Consider the following 26,304-nt stretch of genomic DNA (forward strand, 5'->3'; position numbering starts at 1 on the left):
CAGACAGAAAGCTCAGGGCTTGCTGGCGACGCTCTGTGGGGCCATCAGGTTCTTCTGGAAGAACGCCGTCTGCCGGGCCACCACCTGCTCGAACAGGGGGCCGGTGTAGGGTGAGAAGTGATCAGCCCCCTTGAGCTCCACGTACTCGCCATGCTTGAGTTCCTTGGCCACCTCACGCACCTTGGCCACAGGGATCAGGCCATCGTTTTCAGCGGCCACGATCAGCGTGGGGGCCTGGATGTCCTTGGCATGGCTGCCGGGCGAGAAGAAGGGCAAGCTCATGAACACGCGGGCCGCCACCTTGTTTTCGGTCTGCTCGACGCCAGGCGGCACCAGCTTTTTGTAGCCGTCGGCGCACTCGGGGCAGATCAGGGCGGCAAAACCGTCGGGCGAGATCACCGGCACGTACAGCGGCTCGTCCTTGTCGCTGCGCAGCAGGTCACGCAGGGCATACCAGCCCGCCACCGCCTGGTACTTGATCGGGTAGTTCAGGCTGCTGGACAAGCCGCTGACAAACGGCACCTGGGCGCTCACCGCCTTGACGACGGCCGGGCGCTCGGCCCCAGCCATCAATACCTGGCCACCGCTGTACGAGGTGCCCCAGATGCCCAGGCGCTTGCCGTCCACATCGGCACGCTGGCTGATGGTGTCAATGGCGGACAGCCAGTCCTTGACGTGCTCCTTGCCGTCCACCACGCGGCGAGGCTGGCCACCGCTCTTGCCAAAACCGCGGTAGTCAAAACGCACCACCGCAAAACCCGCCTTCACGAAACGCTCGGCAAACGGCCCCAGGCCCCAGTCCTTGAGCCCGCCAAAACCATGCGCCATGACGATCACCGGCGGCTTGGCGGCCCCGGCGGCCTGAACGGGCAGCCACAGCTCGGCATCACAGGTGGTCTGCTGGCAGGCAAAGCTGGCGTTGACCACGGTGTAGGGCTTGGCCGCATCGGCCTGGGCATGAGCCTGTCCAGCCAGGGCGCTCAGCCCCGTCATCAACAGCGCAGCGGCGGCACGGCCCGCCTTGGACATCTCAAAACGCATGAAAAACTCTCCTCGGGAGGGTGGACAGGTGAAATCAGAATTGGTACTGTTTGGTACCAGACCGCGCAAGATACCCAAGTTGATTGGTACCGTCAAGTACCAAACGCAAGATATGGCCTAATGCCCCCCATTCATGGACAAGGTCAACGCCCCCAGTCACCCGCCGCAGGCCGCCCTCAAAACGACCCTGAGCGCCGCCGCAACCGAGCACCGCCAGCGCCTGCTGGACGGGCTGGCAGAGGCATTGGGGGCCCAGGCCTTTGCCGACATCACGATTGCCGACATCGTGGCGCGGGCGCGGGTGTCCAAACGCACCTTCTACGAGCAGTTCGCCAGCAAGGAAGCCTGCCTTCTGGGCCTGGGCGAGCGGCTGTGCGACCAGACCCTGGCGCTGATCGCGGCCAACTACCAGTTCGACGAAGACTGGGTGACCCAGTTGCGCAAGGTGACGCACGCCTACCTGAGCAGCCTGGAAAGCCAGACCGCCGTGATGCGGGCCGCGTACATCGAGATGATGACCATCGGCCCTGAAGGCCTGGCGCTGCGGCGCCGCATGGGCGAGCGTTTCGGCCAGTTCCTGATCATGCAGGTGGAGGCCTTCCGCGCGGTCGAGCCCAGCAAACGCCCGTTGACGCCCGCCCTGGCCACCGCCGTGATCGGGGGCATCAACGAGTTGATCCTGCAAGCCATCGAGCGCGGCGAGGCGCATCAGCTCAGCAGCCTCACACCCACCGTCACCGAATTCGTGCAGGCGGTGATCCAGTCACTGGAAGTGCCGCTCGAAGCGGGCAATGGCAAGCCCTGAGGGCGCGCCACCTGACCGGCACCACCTGACGCAGCCGGCCTGCCGCTTCAGGCCTTGGCGCCGTCGTCTGTGAGCTCGTCCGGCACATCGTCCGGCGCCTCATCCACACACCGCGCCACGATCGCCCCCAGCGAGGCGATCTCGACGCGCACCGTATCCCCCGCCTTGAGGAACCTGGGCGGGTTGAAGGCCGCGCCCACACCACTGCAGGTGCCCGTGAAGATCACGTCGCCCGGCTCCAGCGTCATCACCTGGGTGAGCTGGGCGATCTGGTCCCACACCTTGTGGATCATCAGGCGCGTGTTGCTGTGCTGGCGCACCTCGCCATTGACCAGGCACTGCATCTCCAGCCCATGCGGGTCCCCCACTTCGTCGGCCGTGGTGATCCAGGGGCCGAAGGGGGCGTGCGTGTCAAACGATTTGCCCAACATCCACTGCGAGGTGCGTTTCTGGATGTCGCGCACGGACACATCGTTGCCCACGCAGTAGCCGAACACCACCTTGCGTGCCTGCTCGGGCGATACATGCCGGCAGCGCTGGCCGATGATGGCCACCATCTCGGCCTCGTAATCGGTCATGGCCGAGATGCGCGGCAGCACGATGGGGTCGAACGGCCCGTTGATGGCATTGCCCAGCTTGGTGAACCAGATGGGGTGCTCGGGCACTGTGCGCGTCTCGCCGATGATGGCCTCGTTGACGTGCTCGACGTAGTTCAGGCCAATGGCCAGGGTCTTGCCGGGGCGCGGCACCGGTGCCAGCAGGTGCACCTCGTCCACGGTCACGTCGGCCGGGGCCTCGGCCAGTGGGGCCACACGGTCTTTCAAGTCGGCCCAGCGGGTGATCAGGTCGATCATGGGTTGGTGAGCCGCCAACTCGCCGGCCAATGCACGGCTGAGGTTGACGATGCCCGAACCGTGCACCAGTCCCACCTGGGTCTGGCCTTCGAACTCATAGCTGCACAAATGCATGGGGTGTCTCCAAAAGCTGGGCGATCAGGCCTGACGCAGGCAATCGATGATCTTCATGCGCGCGGCCCGCCAGGCCGGCACAAAACCGCCGACCAGGCCCATGGCCAGCGCAAAGCCGATGGACTGAGCGGCAATACGCGGTGTGAGTGTGAACTGGAATGCCAGTTCGGAAAAGGTCTGGAAGTTGACCGTCGAGATGTTGACGGTCTGCATCAGCGCGGCTGCCGCCAGGCCCATGATGCCGCCCACCAGCGACAGCAACAATGACTCACCCAGAAAGGCCGACAGCACCGCCGAGCGCCGGTAACCCAGTGCCCGCAAGGTGCCGATCTCACCGATGCGCGAGGCCACGGCCGCGAACATCGTGATCATGGCGCCCACCACCGCCCCGATCGAAAAGATGATGGACAGGGCCAGCCCCAGCAGGCGGATGAAGGTGGCCAGGGCCTCGGACTGTTCGGCATAGAAGATGGCCTCGCGCTTGGCCTCCAGCGTGAGGCGCGGGTCTTCGTCCAGGCTCTGGCGAACAGGCTCGAAGGCGGCCGGGTCGGTCAGCTTGAACACCACGCTCGAAAACGCCCGGCGCCGGAAGGCCTGCATCATCTGCTCGCTGTCGCCCCAGACCTCGGAGTCAAAACCGCTGCGCCCGGCATCGAACACGCCCACCACCAGCCAGTCCCGCCCGGCAAAGCGCATGGTTTCGCCCAGGCCGGCACCCGCAAAGCCCCGCGCCACGGCCTTGCCCGTGATGATCTCGCTGGTACCGGGCCGGAACATGCGCCCGGCAAACAACTGCACCTGCGGGCGCAGCGCCATGCCGATGGCCGAGGTGCCGCGTACCGTCACGTTGCTGGGCTTGCCATTGGACCGCTTGGGCAAGGTGTTGAGCACCACCGGCTCGGTGCTGACCAGGCGGTTGCCGCTGCCATCCACGGCAATCTGCGGCAGGCTTTCGATCACCCCGGCCTGGTCACGCGTGATGCCCGAGTTGATCTCGGCCCCGGCCCCTTTGCGCAACACCATCACGTTGTCGGGTTGGCCCGTGGCCACCAGCGTGGCGCGGATGCCCTCGCTCATCATCAGCACGGTGGCAAACACATACACGACCAGGCCCATGCCGCTGGCGGTCAGCAAGGTGGTCACGCGCCTCACCCACAGGTTGCGGGCGATGTAGCTCCAGGGCAGGCTGCGTCGGCCCATCATGGCGTGCACTCAGGCCACATGGCGCAACCCCTGAACAATGTCGATGCGCGACATCTTCCATGCCGGCCAGGCCGCCGCCACCACACCCACCACGACGCTGGCCCCCAGTTGCAGGCTGATCGTCAGCATGGACACATTGAAGATCGGGAACAGCGTGCCCGCTGCATTCACAAAAGCACGGGCCAGCGGAAAGGTCACGGCCATGCCGATGAGCCCGCCGATCAAGGCGATCAACAGGCTCTCGCCAAACAGCAGCTTGACCACGAAGTTGGGCCCGAAGCCCAGCGCCTTGAGCGTGGCGTACTCGGCCAGGCGTTCGCGCGCGGTCATCGTCATCGTGTTGGTCATCACCGCCATGATGATCAGGATGATGATGAAGCTCACGGCCTGCACGGCCAGCAAGATGGCCTCGCTCATGGACACGAAGCCCAGCTGGAAGGCCTTCTCGGTTTCGGTGAGGGTCTCGGCCAGCGAGTTCTTGAACTGCGCGTCGATGCGCTGCGAGATCAAGGGCGCGTCGTCGGGGTTCTTGATGCCCACCACGTACACGCCCACGTGATCGGCCTGCGGCCCGCCGCCCATGCGCGCGCGGATGGTCTCCGCCAGCAGCTTCCAGTGGATGAACATCTGCTGCGCGTCAGTCTTGGCGTCCTTGCCGCGGTAGATGCCGCGGATGGTGAAGCTCCAGGTGCCAGGGTAGATGGTGCCGCGCAAGGCAATCGTGTCGCCCACCTTCCAGCCGAACTTGTCCGCCAGCTTGCGGCCCACCACACAGCCCTGGCGGTCATGGAAGAAGTCCTGCTTCTCCTGCTCGCTGAGGATGAACTCGGGGTACAGCGCCAGGTAGGTGGGCGGGTCGATGGCGAACTGCGCAAAGAAGTTGCGCTCGGTGATGTAGATGCCACCGAACCAGTTGGCCCACGAGATACCGCTCACCCCGTCCACCGACTTGATGCGCTCAGCGTAGTTCAAGGGCAAGGGAAAGGTCAGCGAGATCGAGCTGCGCGTGATCAGGCGCGTGCTGGAGGTGGCGTCCACCCCGGCATACCAGGCATCCACGATGGTACGCAGCAGGCCGAATGCCGCAATGGCCACGACCAGACCGATCATGGTCAGCAAGGCGCGCAGGCGGTGCCTGAACGCGTTCTTGAGCAAGAGCCTGAGCAGGAACATGGGCCCTAGTCTTACATGGGCCGGTGCGCCTCGCCCCGATCAGGCCAACTTGAGCAGTCCAGTTTGATCAGCGGGCCGCGTTCAGCGCCAGGCGCGTCTCTTGAGCAGCCTTGCGCGCCGCACTGGCGTAGTCTTCGCCGCTGCTGGCGTACAGCACCGCGCGCGAGCTGTTGACGATGATGGTGCCGGTGATGGCGCCCGAGGCATCGGTCTTGAGGCCCGCCTTGACGGTGGCCACGGCATCACCGCCTTGCGCGCCCACACCGGGGATCAGCAAGGGCAGCGTGGGGGCCAGTTCGCGCACGCGGGCGATTTCTTCAGGGAAGGTGGCGCCCACCACCAGGCCCATGTGGCCATTGGTGTTCCAGGGGCCTTGCGCCTGGGCAGCAATGTGTTCGTACACGCGGGGCTGGCCGGGGATGTCGGCCAAGCGCAGGTTCTGCAGATCCGAGCCGCCCGGGTTGGAGGTGCGGCACAGCAGGATGACGCCCTTGCCCGGGTACTTCAGGAAGGGTTGCATGGTGTCAAAACCCATGAAGGGCGACAGGGTGACCGCATCGGCCTGGTAGCGGTCAAAAGCCTCGTGGGCATATTGCTCGGCCGTGCTGCCGATGTCTCCGCGCTTGGCGTCCAGGATCACGGGGACGTACGGCGCCACACGGCGCATGTGCACCATCAGGCGCTCCAGCTGGTCTTCTGCGCGGTGGGCGGCGAAATACGCGATCTGCGGCTTGAAGGCACAGACCAGGTCTTTCGTGGCGTCCACGATGGCCGCGCAGAAGTCATAGATGCGGTCGCTCTGGCCCTTCCAGGCGCCCGGGAAGCGCGAGGGTTCAGGGTCCAGCCCCACGCAAAGCAGGGAATCGTTCTGGCGCTGAGCTTGCGCAAGCTGGTCGGTGAAGTTCATCCCTGAATTTTACCGGCTTGCGCACCAGTTCAGCTCGGGCGGCGGCGGCGCAGCATGGCGCCCATCGTCAGCAGCCCGGCGCCCATCAGGGCGTAGCTGGCGGGCTCGGGCACAGCGGGTGCAAAGGTGGTGAAGGTACCCGACAGGTTCTGCGCGCCCGTGGTCAGCAGGTCGTACTTGGCGATCCGGTCATAGCTGAGCGCATTGGTGTGCAGGAAGAAAAAGCGCGACTCGCTGCCCGGGTTGACGCCATTGGCGAACAGGAAGTTGAGGTCACCCGTGGGGTAGCTGGCCTGGTTGAACAGGCGGGCGGTGTCGGGTGCGGGCGTGCCCAGGCCATCAATGCGCCAGTCGGCATCCTTGAGGTGGGTGTAGCCGAAATCAGCCAGGCGGAAGGCGCTCACGCCCACGCCAGAGGTGGAGGGGTCGACGTTGACCTTCCAGTAGAAATCCAGTGTGCCGGTGCCGGTTTCACGCACCACGCGGTTCTGCACCGTGCCGCTCACGCCGCTGAAGCTGAAGGGGGTGATCACGTCTTCCAGCACGGTGCCGGCCAGCTCGGGGCGGGCTGCCACGGTGGTGCCGCCCAATGCCGTATCGGCAAACGGTGCGGGCGAGACCGGCTCGGTCAGGGACACGGCCTGGGCGGCGGTCTGAGCGAGCAAGCCGATGCCCAGCGTGACGGCGGACAGGGCGAAGCGTGGGATGAATTGCATGTTGGGACTCCTGGTCAAATGCGTAAAACGGGAGTCACCACTGTAGGAAGGCCCGGCAAATCGCGCATCCCTAGCGATAGGGGCACGGCCGTCTTCACCCTAGGGGGCTGACCCATGGCGGAATCAGCCCATTCATCACGTGTGTGGCGCGGCCAGGCCGCCACCACACACCGCCAGCACGCTCAAACGCTCAAACTCTTAAACGCGCTTGGCCAGCTCAACCGCCTTGCCGATGTAGTTGCCCGGCGTCATGGCCATCAGGCGGGCCTTTTCGTCGTCGGGAGCTCCAGAGTCTCGATGAAAGCCTGGATCGATTCGCGGGTGATGGCCTTGCCGCGTGTCAGTTCCTTGAGGCGCTCGTACGGGTTGGGCAAGGCATAACGACGCATCACGGTCTGGATGGGCTCGGCCAGCACTTCCCACGAGCTGTCCAGGTCATCGGCCAGGGCTTGCGGGTTGACTTCCAGCTTGCCCAGGCCACGAGCCAGGCTGTCGTAAGCCAGCAGGGCGTAACCCAGGGCCACGCCCATGTTGCGCAGCACGGTGGAGTCGGTCAGGTCACGCTGCCAGCGGCTGATGGGCAGCTTCTGGCTCAGGTGCGTCAGCACGGCATTGGCCAGGCCCAGGTTGCCTTCGGCATTCTCGAAGTCGATCGGGTTGACCTTGTGCGGCATGGTCGACGAACCGATTTCGCCAGCCTTGGTCTTTTGCTTGAAGTAACCCAGGCTGATGTAGCCCCACACATCGCGCGACCAGTCGATCAGGATGGTGTTGGTGCGCGTGACGGCGTCAAACAGCTCGGCCATGTAGTCATGCGGCTCGATCTGGATGGTGTAGGGGTTGAAGGTGAGGCCCAGCTGGTTTTCGATGACCGACTGGCTGAAGGCTTCCCAGTCCTTGTCCGGGTAGGCCGACAGGTGGGCGTTGTAGTTGCCCACGGCGCCGTTCATCTTGGCCAGCAGCTTGACATCGGCGATGCGGGCGCGGGCGTTGGCCAGGCGGGCCACCACGTTGGCGATTTCCTTGCCCACGGTGGTGGGGGATGCCGTCTGGCCGTGGGTGCGGCTGAGCATGGGCAGATCAGCCAGGTTGTGGGCCAGGCCACTGAGCGTGCCGATCAGGCCGTCAATGGTGGGCAGCAGCACCTGCTCGCGTGCGGCCTTGAGCATCAGGCCGTGGCTGGTGTTGTTGATGTCTTCGCTGGTGCAGGCAAAGTGCACGAACTCACCGGTCTTTTCCAGCTCGGGGTGGTTGGCAAAACGCTGCTTGATCCAGTACTCCACGGCTTTCACATCGTGGTTGGTGGTCTTCTCGATGTCCTTGATGGACTGGGCGTCAGCCTCGGAAAAACGCGCCACCAGGCCGCGCAGGTAACCGCGCGAAGCCTCGGTCAGCGAGGGGAACTCGGGCAGGCCAGCATCGGACAAGGCGATGAACCATTCAACCTCGACCTGCACGCGGCGGTGCATCAGGCCGAACTCGGACAGCAGCGGGCGCAGTGCAGCGACCTTGGCGGCGTAACGGCCGTCAAGCGGCGACAAAGCGGAAAGGGCAGACAGGTTCATGGGCATGGATCCAAGGCAAATTGGTCCGGGTCGGATGACTACAGACGCACAGGCGAACCCGCCATTTTACCGGGCGCAGCGAGCTCGTGGGCGGGCCAATGCGCTTTCAGGACGTCGGCATCCACCCGCGACCACACCGTGAGCGCCTGGGTGCGCATGCGGCGCGTGGCGATCACGGCCCAGGGCCAGTACAGGCCCAGCGTCAACAACAGCAACAAGGCGTGCTTGCCCTGCAGCATCACGAAGTCGGCAATGGACAGCTTGCTGCGAAAGCGCAGGTAGCGGTTGCCGGACTTGTTCCACACCAGATTCTGCAGACGCGCCTGGGCGTAGGGCTGCACCGTCGCGCACACGGCCAGCGCGGCCACCAGCAGCAACTCGGACTGGATGCTCAGGTTCAACCGGCCCCGCATCACCAGCACGCCGGCCAGTACCATCGCGGTCACGCCCAGGCTGAAGATGGTGGTCAGCATGGCCCACACGGTGATGCGCAGGAACATCATGGCCACCGCCGCGCGGGAGGCCTTCCACAACAGGTGCATGGGCCCCAGGCGCAGATGCCGCTGGCGAAACAGGTACCAGGTCCAGACAAAGGCCGGCATGGCCAGCAGCCACAGGCTGACCGCCACGCCCCAGGCCAGCCAGCTGCCGGGATGGCGCAAGATGGCCGCCGCCATGCACACCCAGGCCACGGCGGCACCACCCACCAGGGGGCGCCACATGGCGCGGTAAACCGCCTGGCAACTGGCATCAAAAGCCAGGCGCCGGTGCGCCCAGCTGATGTGCGCCATGCGGTGCGTCAGGCTCATGAACACAAACAGGGGCCACACGGCCAGCGCCAGAGACAACGCCAGCATGCCCGCCAGCATGGACCCACCAGCCCAGGCCCCCGACACCCCCAGCAACAGGCCCAGCCCCATCAGGTAACGCGGCAGCAAGTTGGCGGGTGGCTCGTGGTAGTCCAGCACGTGGCCAGCCACCTTGGTATGACGCATCAGGTAGCGCTGGCTGCGCACCCGGGCCCAGGGCAGGTACAGCCCCAAGGTGAGCAAGGTCCACAAAAGATTGATCGCCCACAAGCGCGCGTACTCGTTTTCCAAACCTTGGAAGCGCAAGGGCCAGGACGTGACCGCGCCGTTGGGCAGGCGCGGGATCTTGCCGCCAGCCACCACCGGCTGAGCCTGCACGGACAACGCGGGGCCCGGCACCAGGTCGATCCCGTCGTCCTCAGCCTGTTCGTTGCCCTCTTCGTCCGCCGCATGGACGCCGCCATCCAACTCAGAAAAAGGCGCGCGCGAACGCACCGACCCGATCGGATCGGGCCAGGAAACAGGGGGCAGGCTCGACCATTCGGTTTCAAGCTCGGCGGCCTCGGGGGCGGCGGGCCTGGGGGCCTGCCTGGGCGCGAACTCGTCCAGCCGGATGACTCGTACTGCTGATCGGGCACCGGAATTGTTCATTTCAGCTTCAAATGTAACGACATCGAACAGAAATGCACGCCCCTGCTCCCCCTGATTGGGTGGGTACCAAACAGATAACCCTGCATTGCCCGCCAGACGCCTTGCGGTGGCTAAAATCAGCCCAAACACACATCACCACACAGAATGAAACTGATCGGCTCCCTGACCAGCCCTTTCGTCCGCAAGGTACGCGTCGTGCTGGCCGAGAAAAAACTCGACTACAAATTCGACATCGAAGACGTCTGGTCGGCCGATTCCACCATCTCGGAGTCCAACCCGCTGGGCAAGGTGCCTTGCCTGGTGATGGAAGGTGGCGAAGCCATTTTTGACTCGCGCGTGATCGTGGAATATGTGGACACGCTCTCCCCTGTGGGCAAGCTCATCCCCCTGAGCGGCCGCGAGCGCGTGGAAGTGCGCACCTGGGAAGCCCTGGCCGACGGCCTGCTGGACGCCGCCGTCCTGGCGCGCATGGAACAAACCTGGGCGGGCCGCACCGAGGCCCAGCGCAGCCAGGCCTGGGTTGACCGCCAGCTGGACAAGGTCAAAGGCAGCCTCAAGGCCATGAGCCAGGGCCTGGGCGACCGCCCCTGGTGCAACGGCAACCACCACAGCCTGGCCGACATCGCCGTGGGTTGCGCCCTGGGTTACCTGGATTTCCGCTTCCCGCAGATCGACTGGCGGGACGACTACCCCAACCTGGGCAAGCTGCACGAAAAGCTCATGCAGCGCCCCAGTTTCATCGACACGGCGCCGCCCAGCGCCTGATCAACCCGATCAGTGCACGCCGTCCGCCGGCTCGAACGAGTCGGCGCGCGCACGGCGCCAGTACTGCTCGAAGCCTGGTGTACGCCAGGCCACCTCACCCAGCTCTGCCGCCAGCAACTCGCCCGGGCGCAGGTAGGTCAGCAGGTTCGCCAGACGCCCCACTTCAAAGCCCGACACCCGCCGCAGGATGTGATCGGCGGTGATGTCGTTGGGGTGTTGCAAGCCGGCCGCCTGGACCAACTCCTTCAGCGCATACAGGGTGTTGTGATGGAAGCGGTACACCCGCTCGGCCTTGTCTGGCACCACCAGCGCCCGCTGGCGCCAGGGGTCCTGCGAGGTGACGCCGGTGGGGCACTCACCCGTGTGGCAGCTCTGCGCCTGGATGCAGCCCAGCGCGAACATGAAGCCGCGCCCTGAATTGCACCAGTCGGCCCCCAGCGCCATCATGCGGGCGATGTCGAAGGCGCTGATCACCTTGCCGGCACAGCCGATCTTGACGCGGTGGCGCTCCCCCAGGCCGACCAGGGTGTTGTGGACCAGCAGCAGTCCCTCCTGCAAAGGCGCGCCAACGTGGTCCGTGAACTCCAGCGGCGCGGCGCCCGTGCCGCCCTCGGCCCCGTCCACCACGATGAAGTCGGGCCAGATGCCGGTTTCACGCATGGCCTTGGCCATGGCAAACCACTCCCACACGTGGCCCACGCAGAACTTGAAGCCCACCGGTTTGCCGCCCGACAACTGGCGCAGCCGCTCGATGAACTGCATCATTTCGATCGGGGTTGAAAACGCCGAATGCTTGGCGGGCGACACGCAGTCCTTGCCAACCGGCACACCGCGCGTGGCCGCGATTTCAATCGTCACCTTGGGGCCAGGCAGGACGCCGCCATGCCCGGGCTTGGCGCCCTGGCTCAGCTTGAGCTCGATCATCTTGACCTGGGGCTCGCGCGCATTGGCGGCGAACTTGTCGGCGTCGAATTGGCCATCGTCCGTACGGCAGCCGAAATAGCCCGAGCCGATCTCCCAGATCAGGTCGCCACCGGGTTCGCGGTGGTACTGGCTGATCGACCCCTCGCCGGTGTCGTGCGCAAAACGGCCCTTCTTCGCCCCGGCGTTGAGGGCCAGCACGGCATTGGCGCTCAAGGCCCCGAAGCTCATGGCAGAGATGTTGAACACGCTGGCGCTGTAGGGCTGCGTGCAGGAAGAGCCGCCCGCGCCGATCGTCACCCGGAAATCCTGGGATGGCACCTCGCTGGGCGCGATCGAATGGCTGATCCACTCATAGCCCGTCGCCCCGACGTCCCGCTGCGTGCCAAAGGGGCGTTTGTCGGATTCGCCCTTGGCGCGCTGGTAGACCAGGGAGCGTTGCTGGCGCGAAAACGGTGCGGCCTCGTTGTCGCTCTCGATGAAATACTGGCGCATCTCCGGGCGGATGAACTCCAGCAGATAGCGCAGGTGACCCATGACCGGATAGTTGCGCAGCACCGAGCGGCTGGTCTGGCGCATGTCGTTGATGCCCAGCACGGTGAGCCCGACCCCCAGGCCAAGCATCCACAAACCGGACTCATGGCGCGTGACGCCCCACACCACGCCCCCCACCAGCGCCAGCAACACAGACAAGGCCCAGGCGCCGTAACGAACGGGCACGTACTCATTGAGCCGGAGTAACCACCTGGGCATGCATGTCTCCTTATAGATGCCGGGGTGCCTGTCGGCCGCACACTGCTGGCGCAATGCGCGCGCACTTCGGGCACCCTGACACCATGCTAAGGCCCACTGGCGGACGGCGGTCTGTGGCACAGCAAGGCAAAACAGCCGCAGATTGTGAAATATGGCCGATCGCCAAGTGCTGGGAAATGGCGCTACACTGATACCTATAGCGCCGATTTGTCCGGATTGCGGGCGCTCAAGAAATTCCGCTAAAGAGGGCGCTGCACACCGGCCCCTGCTTTCATGCGAGGCCGGTTTTTTGTTGTCCATCTGATCTGCTAGCGTCATGTCCACACTCGGGGTCGTCACCCCTGCTTCCATGCACTTCGGCACGCCGTTGTCGCTGCAAAGCGGCGCGGTGCTGCGCGACTACACCCTGGTCTACGAGACCTACGGCCGCCTGAACGCCGACCGCAGCAACGCCGTGCTCGTGTGCCACGCGCTGAACGCCTCGCACCACGTGGCCGGCCTGCACGCCGACGAAAACGGCCAGCCGCTGCCCAAGAGCCAGGGCTGGTGGGACAACATGATCGGCCCCGGCAAACCGCTGGACACCGACAAATTCTTCGTCATCGGCATCAACAACCCGGGCTCGTGCTTTGGCTCGACGGGCCCCATGCACACCAACCCGGACACCGGCAAGATCTACGGCGCGGACTTCCCCGTGGTGACGGTGGAAGACTGGGTCAACGCCCAGGCCCGCGTGCTGGACCGCCTGGGCATCGACAAACTGGCCGCCGTGCTGGGCGGCAGCCTGGGTGGCATGCAGGCCTTGAGCTGGACGCTGCAGTACCCCGAGCGTGTGCGCCATTGCGTGGCCGTGGCCACCGCGCCGAACCTGTCGGCCCAGAACATCGCCTTCAACGAAGTGGCCCGCCGCGCCATCGTGACCGACCCCGACTTCCACCACGGCCACTTCTATGAGCACGGCGTGATCCCGCGCCGCGGCCTGCGTGTGGCGCGCATGATCGGCCACATCACCTACCTGTCCGACGACGTGATGGACGAAAAATTCGGCCGTGCCATGGTGGGCCGCGAAGCCGGTGAAGAGCCGTCCTACAGCACCCAGAACATCGAGTTCCAGGTCGAGAGCTACCTGCGCTATCAGGGTGACAAGTTCAGCGACTACTTCGACGCCAACACCTACTTGCTGATCACCCGCGCACTGGACTACTTCGACCCGGCCCGCGCCCATGGCGGCAAGCTGGCCAGCGCCCTGGCCAAAGCCCTGGCCAAGTTCCTGGTCATCAGCTTCACGACGGACTGGCGCTTCTCGCCGGCCCGCTCGCGCGAGATCGTCAAGGCCCTGGTCGACAACCGCCATGACGTGAGCTATGCCGAAATCGACGCGCCGCACGGGCACGACGCCTTCCTGCTGGACGACCCGCGCTACCACGAGGTGGTGCGCGCCTACTTCGAGCGCATCGCCCTGAGCCTCCATGAGCAGGTGGCCCCGCTGAGCACCCTCAACGGGCAAGCGGTGAGGATGGCCGTGTGATGGAAACAAGCATGAGCAACGATCGCCCCATCCACCAGATCATCGCCGACCTCATCCCGCCTGGCTCCCGTGTGCTGGACCTGGGTTGCGGCGACGGCGCCCTGCTGGCCTACCTGCGGGACCACCGCCAGTGCACGGGCTATGGGGTCGAGCTGGACGACACCAAGGTCATCGCGTGCGTGCGCCGCGGCGTCAACGTCATCCAGCGCAACCTGGAAGAAGGCCTGAGCCTGTTCGAAGACAACAGCTTTGACGTGGTGCTGCAGCTGGACACGCTGCAACACCTGCGCAATACCGAGGACATGCTGCGTGAGACCGCCCGCATCGGCCGCACCGGGCTGGTGAGCTTCCCCAACTTCGCGCACTGGGCGCACCGCCTGAGCGTGCTGCGCGGGCGCATGCCGGTCACCAAGACCCTGCCCTACCAGTGGTACGACACGCCCAATATCCGCGTGTCCACCCTGGCCGACTTCGAGGTGCTGGCGCGCAAGAACGGCCTGCGGATCCTGGAATCTTTCGGCCTCAATGGCGGCGAGGTCGTGACCCGCTGGCCCAATTTGCTGGCCAGCACGGCGGTGTTCAAGTTCGAGCGGGGTTGAGCCTCGCCCACGTCGGCTCAAGGCGCGACGTATCGACAGCAGATTGGCCTCGCCAAAAGAAAAACGCCCCTCGCGGGGCGTTTTTCATGGGTGCTTCAAATCGAAGGGGTTCGATCAGAAGTTGTGCTTGATGCCGACTGCGTAAGACTGACCAGCAGAGTCGTTGCCTGTGCTGGCGCTTTGGCGGTTGTTCATGAAGGCAGCAAACACGGCCGTGCGCTTGGACAGGTCATAGTTGTAACCCAGGCTGAACACTTCATCCTTCTGGGAAGCGCTTGCACCTGTAACCGTGTCCTTCAATTGACCGAACGAGGCCATCACGGACGCCTTCTCCGTCACGGGCACGCTCACGCCGAGTTGCCAGATCTTGTCCTTGTTGGTGTTGGTGGTGTCTTTGATGTACGTGTACTGACCAAAAGCCTTCAACACACCGAAGTCGTAGCTGGCACCCAGGTTTGTGACCTTCTCTTCAGCCGTGTAGGGGTCGTTGGTTGCACTGACTGCAGGCACCTTGCCTGCCTTCACATAAGTCAGCATCGCGCTGAAGGGGCCAGCGTTGTAGCTGGCGGCAACAGCGTAGCTGTTCTTCGCACCGGAAGCTGTGCTTTCCTTGGCACCGTATTGCGCGATACCCTGGAAGCCCGACAGGACAGGGGATTCATAGGTCACGGAATTGACCCAGCCGGTATCGAAACCAACACCCGCACCAGCGATGCCGCCAGTTTGGCCCACGTAATTCAGGTGACGCATCGCGGGCGAGAAGCTCATCGAGCTACCGAACGGGTTGTAGGTGTAGGCTGAGGTGAACAGCGGGTTGTCATACTGACCCAGCGCCACCTTACCGAAACCACCGCTCAGAGCGACATTGGAACCACGGCTCCAGAAGCCACCAGCCTTGTTGCGGGTATTGGGACCACCGGCTTCACCCGTATCAGCAGCCAGGAAGGATTCCAGGGTGAATTCAGCCTTCAGGCCGCCACCCAGGTCTTCCACACCGGCAAAGCCGATGAAGCTGGTCATCATGTCGCCGCTTTGAACCTTGGTCACGCGGGAGGAAGTGCCCTTGGCGTGAGCGCCTTCGTAGGAACCAGCGTCCATTTCAAGATAGCCGTACAGCTTGACGCTCGACTGGGCTTGGGCAGCGCCAGCGACAGCCAGCAGGGCAGCCACGGCCACCAGGTTCTTCTTTGCAAACATTGAGTTCTCCTAGCAATGAGATGAACAGAAATTTGAACAAGGAGGGTGCCCAACAAGGCTCCCAACCACGCGGTTCATTGTGGGACGGAAAGTCCGCCGGAGATTCGATAAGCAAGAATCGTGACAGCCTTGGCCCCCAGTTTTTGCCTGTTTTCGTTGCCACACCACCACAAAAAGTGATTTACCCATGCGTTTATGGGACATTTTGCAGGCAAATCACGTGATTTAAACCAAAAAACAATTGCCCAGGCAATCAATTGAATGGACGCACAACCGTGGTGCGCGCGGTCTTTGCGCGTCATTTCTATTCGGACATTTTTCCCCGAGATGGGGCATGCACCGCGCCGTTTCAGGGGTTCAGAACCGCCAGGATCTGGTCACCGTAGGCTTGCAGCTTCTTGGCCCCCACGCCGCTGATGCCCGCCAGTTCCCCCAGGCTTTGAGGCGCGATGCGGGCCATGTCAGCCAGGGTGGCGTCATTGAAGACGATGTAGGCCGGCAGGTTGTGCTCACGCGCCACGCCCGCACGCCAGGTTCGCAACTCGGCAAAGCGGGCCAAGGCGTCTCCGGTGAGGTCGGCCGGTGCCGAGGCCGCCTTGCCGGCGCCGGGTTTGCCTGTTTTGCTGGCGCGCCCGCGGCGGGGCGTTTCGGCCGCCTCACGCAGGGTCAAGTTGACCTCGCCCTTGAGCACCGCGCGGGCGCTGTCGGTGAGCGCCAGGGTGTTGTACTCCCCTTCGGCGACCACATGGCCCAGGGCCACCAGTTGGCGCAAGACGGCACGCCACTGGTTTTCTGACAGCTCGGCCCCGACACCGAAGGTGCTCAAGGACTGATGGCCGTATTGCTGCACCTTGTCGGTCTGTTTGCCACGCAGCACGTCGATCAGGTGCCCTGCGCCAAAACGCTGCTGGCCGTGCTGCCAGAAACGGTAGATGCAGCTGAGCATCTTGCGTGCGGCCTCGGTGCCATCCCAGGTGGCGGGCGGGTTCAGGCAGTTGTCGCAATTGCCGCAGGGTTCGCTGGGCTCGCCGAAGTAAGCCAGCAGGCGCACGCGGCGGCAGTCGTGGGCTTCGGCCATGGCCAGGAGCGCGTCGAGCTTGCCACGCTGCACGCGCTTGAAGTCGTCGTTGGCAGGGCTCTCGTCGATCATGCGGCGCTGGTTGACCACGTCGGCCAGGCCGTAGGTGAGCCAGGCGTCCGCCGAGGCGCCATCGCGCCCGGCACGGCCCGTCTCCTGGTAATAGGCCTCGATGTTTTTAGGCAGGTCCAGGTGGGCCACGAAGCGCACATCGGGCTTGTCGATGCCCATGCCGAACGCAATGGTGGCCACCATGACCAGGCCATCTTCGCGCAGGAAGCGGTCCTGGTGCTTCTTTCGCACGGCCGCATCCAGCCCGGCGTGGTAGGGCAAGGCGCTGATGCCCTGCTCGTTGAGCCAGGCGGCGGTTTCTTCAACTTTCTTGCGGCTTTGGCAGTAGACGATGCCGGCATCGCCGTCGTGCTCGTCCTGGATGAAGCGCAAAAGCTGTTTGCGTGGCTCGTCTTTTTCGACCAGGGCGTAGCGGATATTGGGCCGGTCGAAGCTGCTGATGAAAACGCGCGCGTCCTGCAGTTGCAGGCGCTCGATCATGTCGGCGCGGGTCTGGTCGTCGGCGGTGGCGGTCAGGGCCAGGCGGGGCACATCGGGGAAGCGTTCGTGCAGCAGGTTGAGCTGCAGATAGTCTTCGCGGAAGTCATGGCCCCACTGGCTGACGCAGTGCGCCTCGTCGATGGCAAACAGGCTGAGCAAGCCACGTTCGTGCAAGCTGGCCAGTTGCGCCTGGAAACGCAGGTTGGTGACGCGCTCGGGTGCGGCATACAGCATCACCATGCGGCCAGCCATCATCTCGCGCTCGATGCGCTGGGTGTCTTCCAGGCTGAGCGTACTGTTGAGGAAGGCCGCGTGCACGCCCACTTCTTCCAGCGCGCCCACCTGGTCGTGCATCAGGGCAATCAGGGGCGAGACCACCACGGTCACGCCCTTGCCGGCACGGTGGCGCGCAATGGCCGGAATCTGGTAGCACAGGCTTTTGCCGCCGCCCGTGGGCATGAGCACCAGGGCATCGTGGCCAGCTGTGACGTGGTCGACGATGGCCTGCTGCTGCCCTCTGAAAGCGGTGTAGCCAAAGACCTCCTGCAGGATGGTCAAGGGCTGGGTGGGCAATGCCTCAAGGGCATCGGCGGCAGGCAGGGCAGACACAGGTGGCGTGGGTTAACGGCTTGGTCAGCGCCCACATCATGAAACACAACGCGAAAAGACCGGGGGCGCACAAAGCGTATTGTCGCCGCAGTAACCCCGTTCAGGCCGCGTGGTGGCGCCCACTCCCCTTTCGGTGGGCCCCACCCCTTCTGGATGCTTGACCTCAGGTGCGGAAGAAGCTGACAGAACCCTGCAGCGCCTGCGCCTGTTGCTGCAGCGAGGATGCTGCAGCGGCAGCCTGCTCCACCAGCGCGGCGTTTTGCTGCATGGTGTTGTCGATGGCACCGATGGCCTGGCTGACCTGGCTGATGCCGGACGCCTGCTCGCGCGCAGCCACCGTGATCTCGGAAATCACCTCGCGCACCTGGCGCACCGCCTGCACGGCCGAGGCGATGGTGTCACCCGCCTCGCCTACCAGGTTGCTGCCGCGGTCCACGCACTCGACGCTGGCGTTGATGAGCGTCTTGATTTCGCGGGCGGCGTTGGCACTGCGTTGCGCCAGGGCCCGCACTTCAGAAGCCACCACGGCAAAACCACGGCCTTGCTCGCCGGCACGGGCCGCTTCCACCGCGGCGTTCAAGGCCAGGATGTTGGTCTGGAAGGCGATGCCGTCGATCACACCGATGATCTCGGAGATCTTGCGCGAGCTTGAATTGATGTCGTTCATGGTCTGCACCACGTCATTGACGACGGCACCGCCGCGTTCGGCCACTTCGCTGGCACGGGTGGCCAGATCCTGCGCCTGGGCGGCGTGGTCGGCACTGTGCTGCACGCCGGTGCTCAGCTGGCCAATGGTGGCCACGGTCTCTTGCAGGTTGGAGGCCTGGGCTTCCGTGCGGGCGGAGAGGTCCATGTTGCCCGAGGCGATTTCGCTGGAGGCATGCGAGACCATGTCGGCCGCTTCGCGCACCTGGCCAACAACGCGCACCAGGCTGTCGTTCATCTGGCCCATCGCGGCACGCAACTGGCTGACTTCGTCTGCGCCATCGGCGTGGATGGCCACACGCAGGTTGCCGCTGGCCACCTCGGCGGCGGCCGTCATGGCCTGATGCAGCGGGGTGGTGATGCTGCGCAAGATCATCCAGGCTGCGGCGGCACCAGCCCCCAGCGCGAGCACGATCAGGCCCAGCATGCCCCAGATGGCCGACTGCATGCGGGCCTTGGCCACATCCACGGCCTGGGCCTGCATGGTCTTGGCCGACTTCAACACCCCGGCGACGATGTCATCGATCTTCTTGGTGGGTGGGCGGTCCATGCCCTTGACCAGCTTGTCGACCGTGTGCGCGCTCTTGTCGACATCGGCCCGGTCGTAGTGCGTCAGGGCGTCCTGGTACTTGGTCTTGAGTTCGTTGAGGGCCGCCTGCGCCTCGTCGATGTCGGACGTGGGCAGATCCAGCTTGGCCATCACGGCCTTCAACTCCTGGAGCTTGCCTACCGAAGCGTCGCCCTCTTTGGCAAAGGCCTTGCTGTATTTCTCGAACGAGGCCTCGTCACCGCCGCGCAGCAGGGTGTTTTTCCACTCTTGGATCTGGATCTTGAAGGCCACCTGCGCGCCACGCGCCAGGTCGATGGCGTTCTCGAAGTGCTGGGCTTTTTGCGCGCAGGCCTCGAACTGGGCTTCGTCGGCCCTGAGCGCCCACAAACCCGTGCCCCCCACCGCCAGCAAGGCCACACTCATGACCCCACCCAGTACGGCCACACGCGTACCGATCTTCAATTGCGCGAAGTTCATCACCCATCCCTGGTCGTCCGGGCTGTTTGAGGTCGCCAGCCCAATGGCGAATAGCCGGGGCAGGTTCGCTCGCTGATGCAATGCGACCCAGCGTGATACTTCTCCGGCTGAAGTAACCGGCTTTATCGGGTGAAACTCAGCTGACTTGAGGGACCACGGCCGCCGAATAAGCGGAGAAAAACGCCTCTGGCATGCGCCTGACTTTGCCTTGGGCAATGTCCACGCACACAAAGTGTGTGCGCCCCCGAAAAACGGTCAAACCGTCGGCTTGGCGGACGAACTGGTAGTGGCGCTGCAGGGTGAGCTTGTCGGCGTGGGTCAACCAGGTGGCCAGCACCAGTTCATCGCCCAGGCGCGTGGCCTGGATGTAGGTCAGCTCATGCTGGCGCACCACCATGCCATGGCCCAGGGCCTCGTATTGAGCAGGGCCCAGGCCCAGCGCGATGGAATGCGCCCAGGCCACATCTTCCAGCCACTGCAGGTACACGACGTTGTTCGTGTGGCGCATCAGGTCGATGTGCGGGGCCTGCACGGTCACATTCAAGAGGTGGGGATCGGGGTGATCCCATTGGATGGCTGTCATGGCTTGCGTTTGGTCCGGATTGGCGCAATGATGCCATTTCGGCCCTGGGAGTACTGCCATGAACCTGTCCAAGTGCGTGTTCATCATCACCGGCGGCTGTTCGGGCCTTGGCGCCGCGACCAGCCAGATGGCCTGGGAGGCCGGCGCCCGTGTGCTGCTGGCGGACCGCTGTGCGCCCCCCTCGAACCACCCTTTGCACCAGCTTGACCCGCATCAGGAACGCTGGTGCTGGCAGGACACCGATGTCAGCGACGACACCCAGGGCTCGGCCGCCGTCTACATGGCGCAGGACCGTTTCGGGCGCGTGGACGTGCTGGTCAATGCCGCGGGCGTGGCCTTTGCTGAATGCCTGCATGGCCGCGAGGGCCCGCACCAGTTGTCCACCTTCCAGAAGGTGATGGAGGTCAACCTGCTAGGCAGCTTCAACATGATGCGGTTGGCGGTGTCGGTGATGATGGCGTCGCCGCCTCGCCCCGGGGAAGCCGCGGGCGCCTGTCGGGGCGTGATCATCAACACGGCGTCTGTAGAGGCTTTTGACGGGCAGATGGGCCAGGTCGCGCTGGCCGCCTCCAAAGGCGGTGTGGCCGCCATGACCTTGCCCGCCGCACGCGACTTGGCGCACGACCGCATCCGCGTCATGACCATTGCGCCCGGTGCCTTCAACACGCCGTTGACAGCCGGTTTGCCGCCAGAAGCCCGGGCGGCGCTGGCCGCCAGCGTGCCCTGCCCCGCACGCCTGGGCCAGGCCACCGAATACGCCGCCCTGGTGCGCCACATTGTGGAAAACGAATACCTCAATGGTGAGGTGATCCGGCTGGATGGCGGCTTGCGCCTGGCGGCCGGCTGAGCGGCACTCAAACACAGCTCGCTGCGCGGGCATTGCGTCACACATCAGTATCAACCCTGATAAAGAGCCGGACATGAGTGGCGCCACCCATGGCATGATCGCGTCATTCTTGAGTGCCACTCAACTTTCGCCGTGCCCAGTCTGCAACGCACCACACCCCGCCGCGCCAAATCACTGGAGCGCATTCTGACTTTGCTGAGTGCGGCTCGGCAGGTGTTTTCGCAGCACGGCTACCAGCGCGCCACCACGGCCCAGATCGCCGAAGCGGCGGGTGTGTCCGAGGCCACGGTGTTCACCTACTTCCCCGGCAAGCGCGAGCTGTGCATCCAGGTCATCAAGGACTGGTATGACGAGATCAGCAGCGAGCTCGAGCGCGACGTGCCCCGCCTGCATGGCGTGCACGCCAAGCTCAGCCACGTGGTGCGCGCCCACCTGGTGACCTTGCTGGCCGATGGCTCGGGCATGTGCGCCCTGGTGCTCGGCGAAGGCCGCGCTGCCGAGCCGGAACTGGCCCAGGTCATCGCCGACTGCAAACGCCGCTACACCGCGCCGCTGATGGACTGCCTGGCCCAAGCCCAGGCCGAAGGCCAGGTCCGCCAGGACATGCCCTTGCGCCTGCTGCGCGACCTGGTTTACGGCTCGATGGAGCACGTGCTGTGGGACGCCATCACCACGATGAAGCGCCCCCGCATCGACACCACGGCCGAGCAGCTGACCGAGTTGATCTGGAGCGCGCTGATGCCACGTGACGCCTCCCTGGCGGCGCTGAGCCGCTTCAAGGACGAAGTCAGCGAAGCCCTGCGCCACATTCACCCCCAAGACTGAACCCCGCCATGCCCGTCATCGAGACCCAACTCAACCCACGCTCGGACGCCTTCAAGGCCAACGCCCAGGCCATGCAGGCGCTGGTGGACGACCTGCAAGCCCAGCTCGGCCGCATTGCGCTGGGTGGTGGCGAAGCCCCTCGCGCCAAGCACCTGGCCCGCGGCAAGCTGCTGCCGCGCGACCGTGTGGAGCAACTGCTGGATGCGGGCTCGCCCTTCCTCGAAGTGGCCCCGCTGGCCGCGCTCAATATGTATGACAACGCCGCGCCCAGTGCCGGCGTGATCGCGGGCGTGGGCCGCGTGGCGGGCGTGGAATGCATGATCGTGTGCAATGACGCGACCGTCAAAGGCGGCACCTACTACCCGGTGTCGGTCAAGAAACACCTGCGTGCGCAGGAGATCGCCGCGCAGAACCGCCTGCCCTGCATCTACCTGGTGGACTCGGGTGGCGCCAACCTGCCCAATCAGGACGAGGTCTTCCCGGACCGCGATCACTTCGGCCGCATCTTCTACAACCAGGCCAATATGAGCGCGGTCGGCATCCCGCAGATCGCCGTGGTCATGGGCTCGTGCACGGCCGGTGGCGCCTATGTACCCGCCATGAGCGACGAGACCATCATCGTGCAGAACCAGGGCACCATCTTCCTGGGCGGCCCGCCTTTGGTGAAGGCTGCCACTGGTGAAGTGGTGAGCGTAGAAGACCTGGGCGGCGGTGACGTGCACACCCGCCTGTCCGGCGTGGCCGACCACCTGGCCCGCGACGACGCCCATGCCCTGGCCCTGGCCCGCCAATGCGTGGCCCGCCTGAACTGGCGCAAGACACCCGACATCGCCCTGATCGAGCCGCGTGCGCCCCTCTACGACCAGGATGAGCTCAAAGGCGTCATCCCCACCGACACGCGCAAGCCCTTTGATGTGCGCGAGGTGATCGCCCGCCTGGTGGACGCATCCGAGTTCGATGAATTCAAGTCCCGCTACGGCAGCACCCTGGTCTGCGGCTTTGCCCACATTGAAGGCATGCCGGTGGGCATCGTGGCCAACAACGGCATCCTGTTCTCGGAGAGCGCCAACAAGGGCGCGCACTTCATCGAGCTGTGCTGCCAGCGCAAGATCCCCCTGCTCTTTTTGCAGAACATCACCGGCTTCATGGTGGGCCGCAAGTACGAGAACGAAGGCATTGCACGCGCTGGCGCCAAGATGGTCACAGCCGTGTCCTGCGCGCAGGTGCCCAAGTTCACCGTGATCATCGGGGGCTCGTTTGGTGCCGGCAACTACGGCATGTGCGGCCGGGCCTACAACCCGCGCTTCCTGTGGATGTGGCCCAACGCGCGCATCAGCGTGATGGGCGGCGAGCAGGCCGCCAGCGTGCTGGCCACCGTCAAGCGCGATGGCATCGAGGGCAAGGGCGGCACCTGGAGCGCCGATGAAGAGGCCGCGTTCAAGGCCCCGATCCGTGATCAGTACGAAGCCCAGGGGCACCCGTATTACGCCTCTGCCCGCCTGTGGGACGACGGCGTGATCCGCCCCACCGACACCCGCCGCGTGCTGGCCCTGGCCATGAGCGCCAGCCTGAACGCACCCATTGCCGAGACGCGCTACGGCGTCTTCCGCATGTAAGGAGGCCACCATGCCTACGCTTGATATCCAGCACGAGGGACATGTGGCCCACGTCTACCTGAACCGGCCCGAGCTGCGCAACGCCTTTGATGCCGACACCATTGCCGAGCTGACGCACACCTTCACCGAACTGGCCACCGACACCGCCTTGCGCGCCATCGTGCTGGGTGCGCATGGCAAGGCCTTCTGCGCCGGCGCCGACCTGAACTGGATGCGCGCCATGGCCGATTTCTCTTGGGCCGAGAACCACACCGATGGCGCCCGCCTGGCCAACATGCTGTGGACGATTGCCAGCAGCCCGGTGCCGGTGATCGCCAAGGTGCAAGGCGACTGTTATGGCGGCGGCGTGGGCCTGGTGGCCTGCTGCGATGTGGTGGTGGCGTCCAGGCAAGCGGGCTTTTGCCTGTCCGAAGCCAAGCTGGGCCTGATCCCGGCCACCATCAGCCCTTATGTGATCGATGCGATTGGTGAGCGCGCCGCCCGCCGCTACTTCGTGACAGCCGAACGCTTCACTGCCGAGCGCGCCCAACTGATCGGCCTGGTGCACGAGGTGTGCGCCGCAGACGAGCTGCACGAGACCACGCAGCAGGTGGTGCACAGCATCGTGCACAACGGCCCGGTGGCCGTGCGGGCCTGCAAGCAATTGGTCAAGGACATCGGCAAGATGCCCTTGACCACCGATCTGCGTGACCTGACCGCGCGCCGCATTGCCGACATCCGCGCCAGCGACGAAGGCCGCGAAGGCCTGCAGGCCTTCCTGAACAAACGCACACCGGCCTGGCAGCTTGACGTCAAGCCCACGGCCATCCAAGCGGGCCCGCGCGACCGCGCCGAGCCCAACGACTGAACACGACGGAATCCCTTCACCATGTTCAACAAGATCCTCATCGCCAACCGCGGTGAAATCGCCTGCCGCATCGCCGCCACCGCGCGCCGCATGGGCATCCGCACCGTGGCCGTGTACTCGGATGCCGACGCCCACGCCCTGCACGTGCAGGCCTGCGACGAGGCCGTGCACATCGGCCCGGCCAGCCCGCGCGACAGCTACCTGCGCGCCGACCGCATCCTCGAAGCCGCCAAGGCCACCGGCGCCCAGGCGGTGCACCCTGGCTACGGCTTCCTGAGCGAGAACGAAGACTTTGCACAAGCGTGCGAGGCCGCGGGCATCGCCTTCATCGGCCCGCCCGCCTCGGCCATTGCGGCCATGGGCAGCAAGTCCGCCGCCAAAGCCTTGATGGACAAAGCAGGCGTGCCCCTGGTGCCCGGCTACCACGGCGACCAGCAAGACCCCGCCTTCCTCAAGGAGCAGGCCGACATCATGGGCTACCCCGTGCTGATCAAGGCCAGCGCGGGTGGTGGCGGCAAGGGCATGCGCGCCGTTCAGCAGGCCGCAGACTTTGAAGCCGCCCTGGCATCCTGCCAGCGCGAAGCCCAGGCCAGCTTTGGCAGCGCGCACGTGCTGGTCGAGCGCTATGTGAGCCAGCCGCGCCACATCGAGATCCAGGTCTTTGGCGACCAGCAGGGCCACTACGTCTACCTGTTCGAGCGCGACTGCTCGGTGCAACGCCGCCACCAGAAAGTGCTGGAAGAAGCCCCCGCGCCCGGCATGACGCCTGAGCGTCGACGCCAGATGGGTGAAGCCGCCATCGCCGCCGCACGCAGCGTGGGCTACGTGGGCGCGGGCACCGTGGAGTTCATCTGTGAACAAGATGGCCGTTTCTATTTCATGGAGATGAACACGCGCCTGCAGGTCGAGCACCCGGTCACCGAGGCCATCACCGGGCTCGATCTGGTGGAGTGGCAATTGCGCGTGGCGGCTGGCGAACCCCTGCCCTTGCAGCAGGACCAGCTGCAGATCAAGGGCCACGCCATCGAGGCCCGCATCTGCGCCGAGAACCCCGCGCAACAGTTCCTGCCGGCCACCGGCCAGCTGCAGGTCATGCGCACACCGGCCGCCTCGTCGTTCGAGGTCTCGCCCGTGCGCATCGACAGCGGTGTGCGCGAAGGTGATGTGATCTCGCCGTACTACGACTCGATGATCGCCAAGCTCATCGTGTGGGGTGAAGATCGCACCGCCGCTTTGAGCCGCCTGGACGCGGCCTTGCGCGACCTGCACATCACCGGCCTGCACACCAATGTGAGCTTTGTGCGCCGCGTGCTCCACACGGCCTCGTTCTCACAAGCGAAGCTGGACACGGCCCTGATCGAGCGCGAACACGCCGCGCTGTTCCAGGCCCCGGGCGTGAGCACGGATGTGGCCATCGGCGCGGCCATGGCCAGCCTGCTGCAAGCTGCCCCCACCGCCAGCGCTGGGCCGCGCGATCCATGGGCCACACCAGATGGCTGGCGCCTGCATGGTGCGCCACGCCACCGCGAGGTGCTGCTGCATGAAGGCCAGCCGGTCACAGTGACCACCACCCGCCTGGGCACAGCGCAGTATCAGCTTGAGTTTGGTGAGCACAGCGTCATGCTGACGCTGCTCGGCGCGCAAGGCGACACGCTGGACATCGGTCTCAACGAACAGCGCCTGCGCGTGTCGGTATATCGCCATGGTGACGACATCCATGTGTTCACCCCACAAGGCGCCATGCACCTGCAGGACGTGAACCCGCTGACCCAGGTTGACCAGGGCCACCACGGCACGGGCCGCCTCACCGCGCTCATGCCCGGCAAGGTCGTGGCCTTGCTGGTCAAGGAAGGCCAGGTCGTCAAGCAAGGCGAGCCCCTGGCCGTGACCGAAGCCATGAAAATGGAACACACGCTGACCGCGCCGCAAGCAGGCACCGTCACCGCCATCCTGTGCGCCGTGGGCGACCAGGTGGCCGAGGGGGTCGAGCTGCTGCGCATTGAAGATTGAGGTG

The 26,304-nt window shown here is 65.0% G+C and carries 21 protein-coding genes, 1 pseudogene and 1 riboswitch; of the genes and pseudogenes, 9 read left to right on the plus strand and 13 right to left on the minus strand.

Annotated features, from left to right (window positions below; all coding sequences use genetic code 11):
• Positions 1 to 12 precede the first annotated feature (12 nt).
• Complete coding sequence (locus HY019_RS05710; protein ID WP_290689065.1) at positions 13 to 1,041, minus strand: alpha/beta fold hydrolase; 1,029 nt, start codon at positions 1,039 to 1,041, stop codon at positions 13 to 15.
• A gap of 133 nt (positions 1,042 to 1,174) precedes the next feature.
• Between HY019_RS05710 and HY019_RS05715 the strand changes: the two genes are divergently transcribed.
• Positions 1,175 to 1,846, plus strand: a complete 672-nt coding sequence (locus HY019_RS05715; protein ID WP_290689067.1) for a TetR/AcrR family transcriptional regulator — start codon at positions 1,175 to 1,177, stop codon at positions 1,844 to 1,846.
• Between the two features lie 47 nt (positions 1,847 to 1,893).
• Here HY019_RS05715 and HY019_RS05720 read toward each other — a convergent pair whose 3' ends face one another.
• From HY019_RS05720 to HY019_RS05750, 7 genes and pseudogenes are all read right to left on the minus strand, one after another.
• On the minus strand, positions 1,894 to 2,814 hold the full coding sequence (locus HY019_RS05720) for a fumarylacetoacetate hydrolase family protein (protein ID WP_290689069.1): 921 nt from the start codon (positions 2,812 to 2,814) through the stop codon (positions 1,894 to 1,896).
• Between the two features lie 24 nt (positions 2,815 to 2,838).
• Positions 2,839 to 4,017 (minus strand): ABC transporter permease, encoded by a 1,179-nt coding sequence (locus HY019_RS05725; RefSeq protein WP_290689071.1) that lies wholly within the window; start codon positions 4,015 to 4,017, stop codon positions 2,839 to 2,841.
• A gap of 9 nt (positions 4,018 to 4,026) precedes the next feature.
• Complete coding sequence (locus HY019_RS05730) at positions 4,027 to 5,190, minus strand: FtsX-like permease family protein (RefSeq protein WP_290689073.1); 1,164 nt, start codon at positions 5,188 to 5,190, stop codon at positions 4,027 to 4,029.
• A 67-nt stretch (positions 5,191 to 5,257) separates the two neighbouring features.
• Positions 5,258 to 6,097, minus strand: coding sequence for an orotidine-5'-phosphate decarboxylase (gene pyrF, locus HY019_RS05735; RefSeq protein WP_290689075.1), 840 nt, complete (start codon positions 6,095 to 6,097; stop codon positions 5,258 to 5,260).
• 29 nt (positions 6,098 to 6,126) lie between these two features.
• A complete protein-coding gene (locus HY019_RS05740; protein WP_290689076.1) occupies positions 6,127 to 6,813 on the minus strand; it encodes a PEP-CTERM sorting domain-containing protein in 687 nt (228 codons plus the stop codon).
• Between the two features lie 198 nt (positions 6,814 to 7,011).
• Positions 7,012 to 8,378 (minus strand): annotated as a pseudogene (gene purB, locus HY019_RS05745) (adenylosuccinate lyase).
• Between the two features lie 38 nt (positions 8,379 to 8,416).
• Positions 8,417 to 9,838 carry a DUF898 family protein gene (locus HY019_RS05750; protein WP_290689077.1) on the minus strand — a complete coding sequence of 474 codons (1,422 nt, stop codon included), beginning with the start codon at positions 9,836 to 9,838 and terminating at the stop codon, positions 8,417 to 8,419.
• A gap of 144 nt (positions 9,839 to 9,982) precedes the next feature.
• On the opposite strand from HY019_RS05750, the gene HY019_RS05755 reads away from it, so the two are divergent.
• Complete coding sequence (locus tag HY019_RS05755) at positions 9,983 to 10,603, plus strand: glutathione S-transferase (protein ID WP_290689079.1); 621 nt, start codon at positions 9,983 to 9,985, stop codon at positions 10,601 to 10,603.
• A gap of 9 nt (positions 10,604 to 10,612) precedes the next feature.
• On the opposite strand, the gene HY019_RS05760 is transcribed toward HY019_RS05755, so the two are convergent.
• Positions 10,613 to 12,277, minus strand: coding sequence for an FMN-binding glutamate synthase family protein (locus HY019_RS05760; RefSeq protein WP_290689080.1), 1,665 nt, complete (start codon positions 12,275 to 12,277; stop codon positions 10,613 to 10,615).
• A gap of 189 nt (positions 12,278 to 12,466) precedes the next feature.
• A riboswitch (SAM riboswitch) is annotated at positions 12,467 to 12,541 on the plus strand.
• Positions 12,542 to 12,593: 52 nt separating this feature from the next.
• Between HY019_RS05760 and HY019_RS05765 the strand changes: the two genes are divergently transcribed.
• Complete coding sequence (locus tag HY019_RS05765; protein WP_290689081.1) at positions 12,594 to 13,805, plus strand: homoserine O-acetyltransferase; 1,212 nt, start codon at positions 12,594 to 12,596, stop codon at positions 13,803 to 13,805.
• Positions 13,806 to 13,816: 11 nt separating this feature from the next.
• Positions 13,817 to 14,404: a methionine biosynthesis protein MetW gene (metW, locus tag HY019_RS05770; RefSeq protein ID WP_290689083.1), complete on the plus strand. Its 588-nt coding sequence runs from the start codon at positions 13,817 to 13,819 to the stop codon at positions 14,402 to 14,404.
• Positions 14,405 to 14,518: 114 nt separating this feature from the next.
• Here the strand turns inward: metW and HY019_RS05775 are convergent, their stop codons facing one another.
• From HY019_RS05775 to HY019_RS05790, 4 genes are all read right to left on the minus strand, one after another.
• Complete coding sequence (locus HY019_RS05775; RefSeq protein WP_290689085.1) at positions 14,519 to 15,601, minus strand: porin; 1,083 nt, start codon at positions 15,599 to 15,601, stop codon at positions 14,519 to 14,521.
• A 349-nt stretch (positions 15,602 to 15,950) separates the two neighbouring features.
• Complete coding sequence (gene recQ, locus HY019_RS05780) at positions 15,951 to 17,840, minus strand: DNA helicase RecQ (protein ID WP_290689087.1); 1,890 nt, start codon at positions 17,838 to 17,840, stop codon at positions 15,951 to 15,953.
• Positions 17,841 to 18,003: 163 nt separating this feature from the next.
• A complete protein-coding gene (locus HY019_RS05785) occupies positions 18,004 to 19,572 on the minus strand; it encodes a methyl-accepting chemotaxis protein (RefSeq protein ID WP_290689088.1) in 1,569 nt (522 codons plus the stop codon).
• A gap of 136 nt (positions 19,573 to 19,708) precedes the next feature.
• Positions 19,709 to 20,155, minus strand: coding sequence for a thioesterase family protein (locus HY019_RS05790; RefSeq protein ID WP_290689089.1), 447 nt, complete (start codon positions 20,153 to 20,155; stop codon positions 19,709 to 19,711).
• Between the two features lie 58 nt (positions 20,156 to 20,213).
• Between HY019_RS05790 and HY019_RS05795 the strand changes: the two genes are divergently transcribed.
• From HY019_RS05795 to HY019_RS05815, 5 genes are all read left to right on the plus strand, one after another.
• A complete protein-coding gene (locus HY019_RS05795; protein WP_290689091.1) occupies positions 20,214 to 21,002 on the plus strand; it encodes an SDR family NAD(P)-dependent oxidoreductase in 789 nt (262 codons plus the stop codon).
• Between the two features lie 132 nt (positions 21,003 to 21,134).
• Positions 21,135 to 21,827, plus strand: coding sequence for a TetR/AcrR family transcriptional regulator (locus HY019_RS05800; protein ID WP_290689093.1), 693 nt, complete (start codon positions 21,135 to 21,137; stop codon positions 21,825 to 21,827).
• Between the two features lie 8 nt (positions 21,828 to 21,835).
• Positions 21,836 to 23,443, plus strand: a complete 1,608-nt coding sequence (locus tag HY019_RS05805) for a carboxyl transferase domain-containing protein (RefSeq protein WP_290689095.1) — start codon at positions 21,836 to 21,838, stop codon at positions 23,441 to 23,443.
• A 10-nt stretch (positions 23,444 to 23,453) separates the two neighbouring features.
• Positions 23,454 to 24,290 (plus strand): enoyl-CoA hydratase/isomerase family protein, encoded by an 837-nt coding sequence (locus HY019_RS05810; protein WP_290689097.1) that lies wholly within the window; start codon positions 23,454 to 23,456, stop codon positions 24,288 to 24,290.
• A gap of 21 nt (positions 24,291 to 24,311) precedes the next feature.
• A complete protein-coding gene (locus HY019_RS05815; protein WP_290689099.1) occupies positions 24,312 to 26,300 on the plus strand; it encodes an acetyl/propionyl/methylcrotonyl-CoA carboxylase subunit alpha in 1,989 nt (662 codons plus the stop codon).
• Positions 26,301 to 26,304: the final 4 nt, after the last annotated feature.

Source organism: Aquabacterium sp., assembly GCF_016195855.1.
Lineage (GTDB): Bacteria > Pseudomonadota > Gammaproteobacteria > Burkholderiales > Burkholderiaceae_C > Aquabacterium.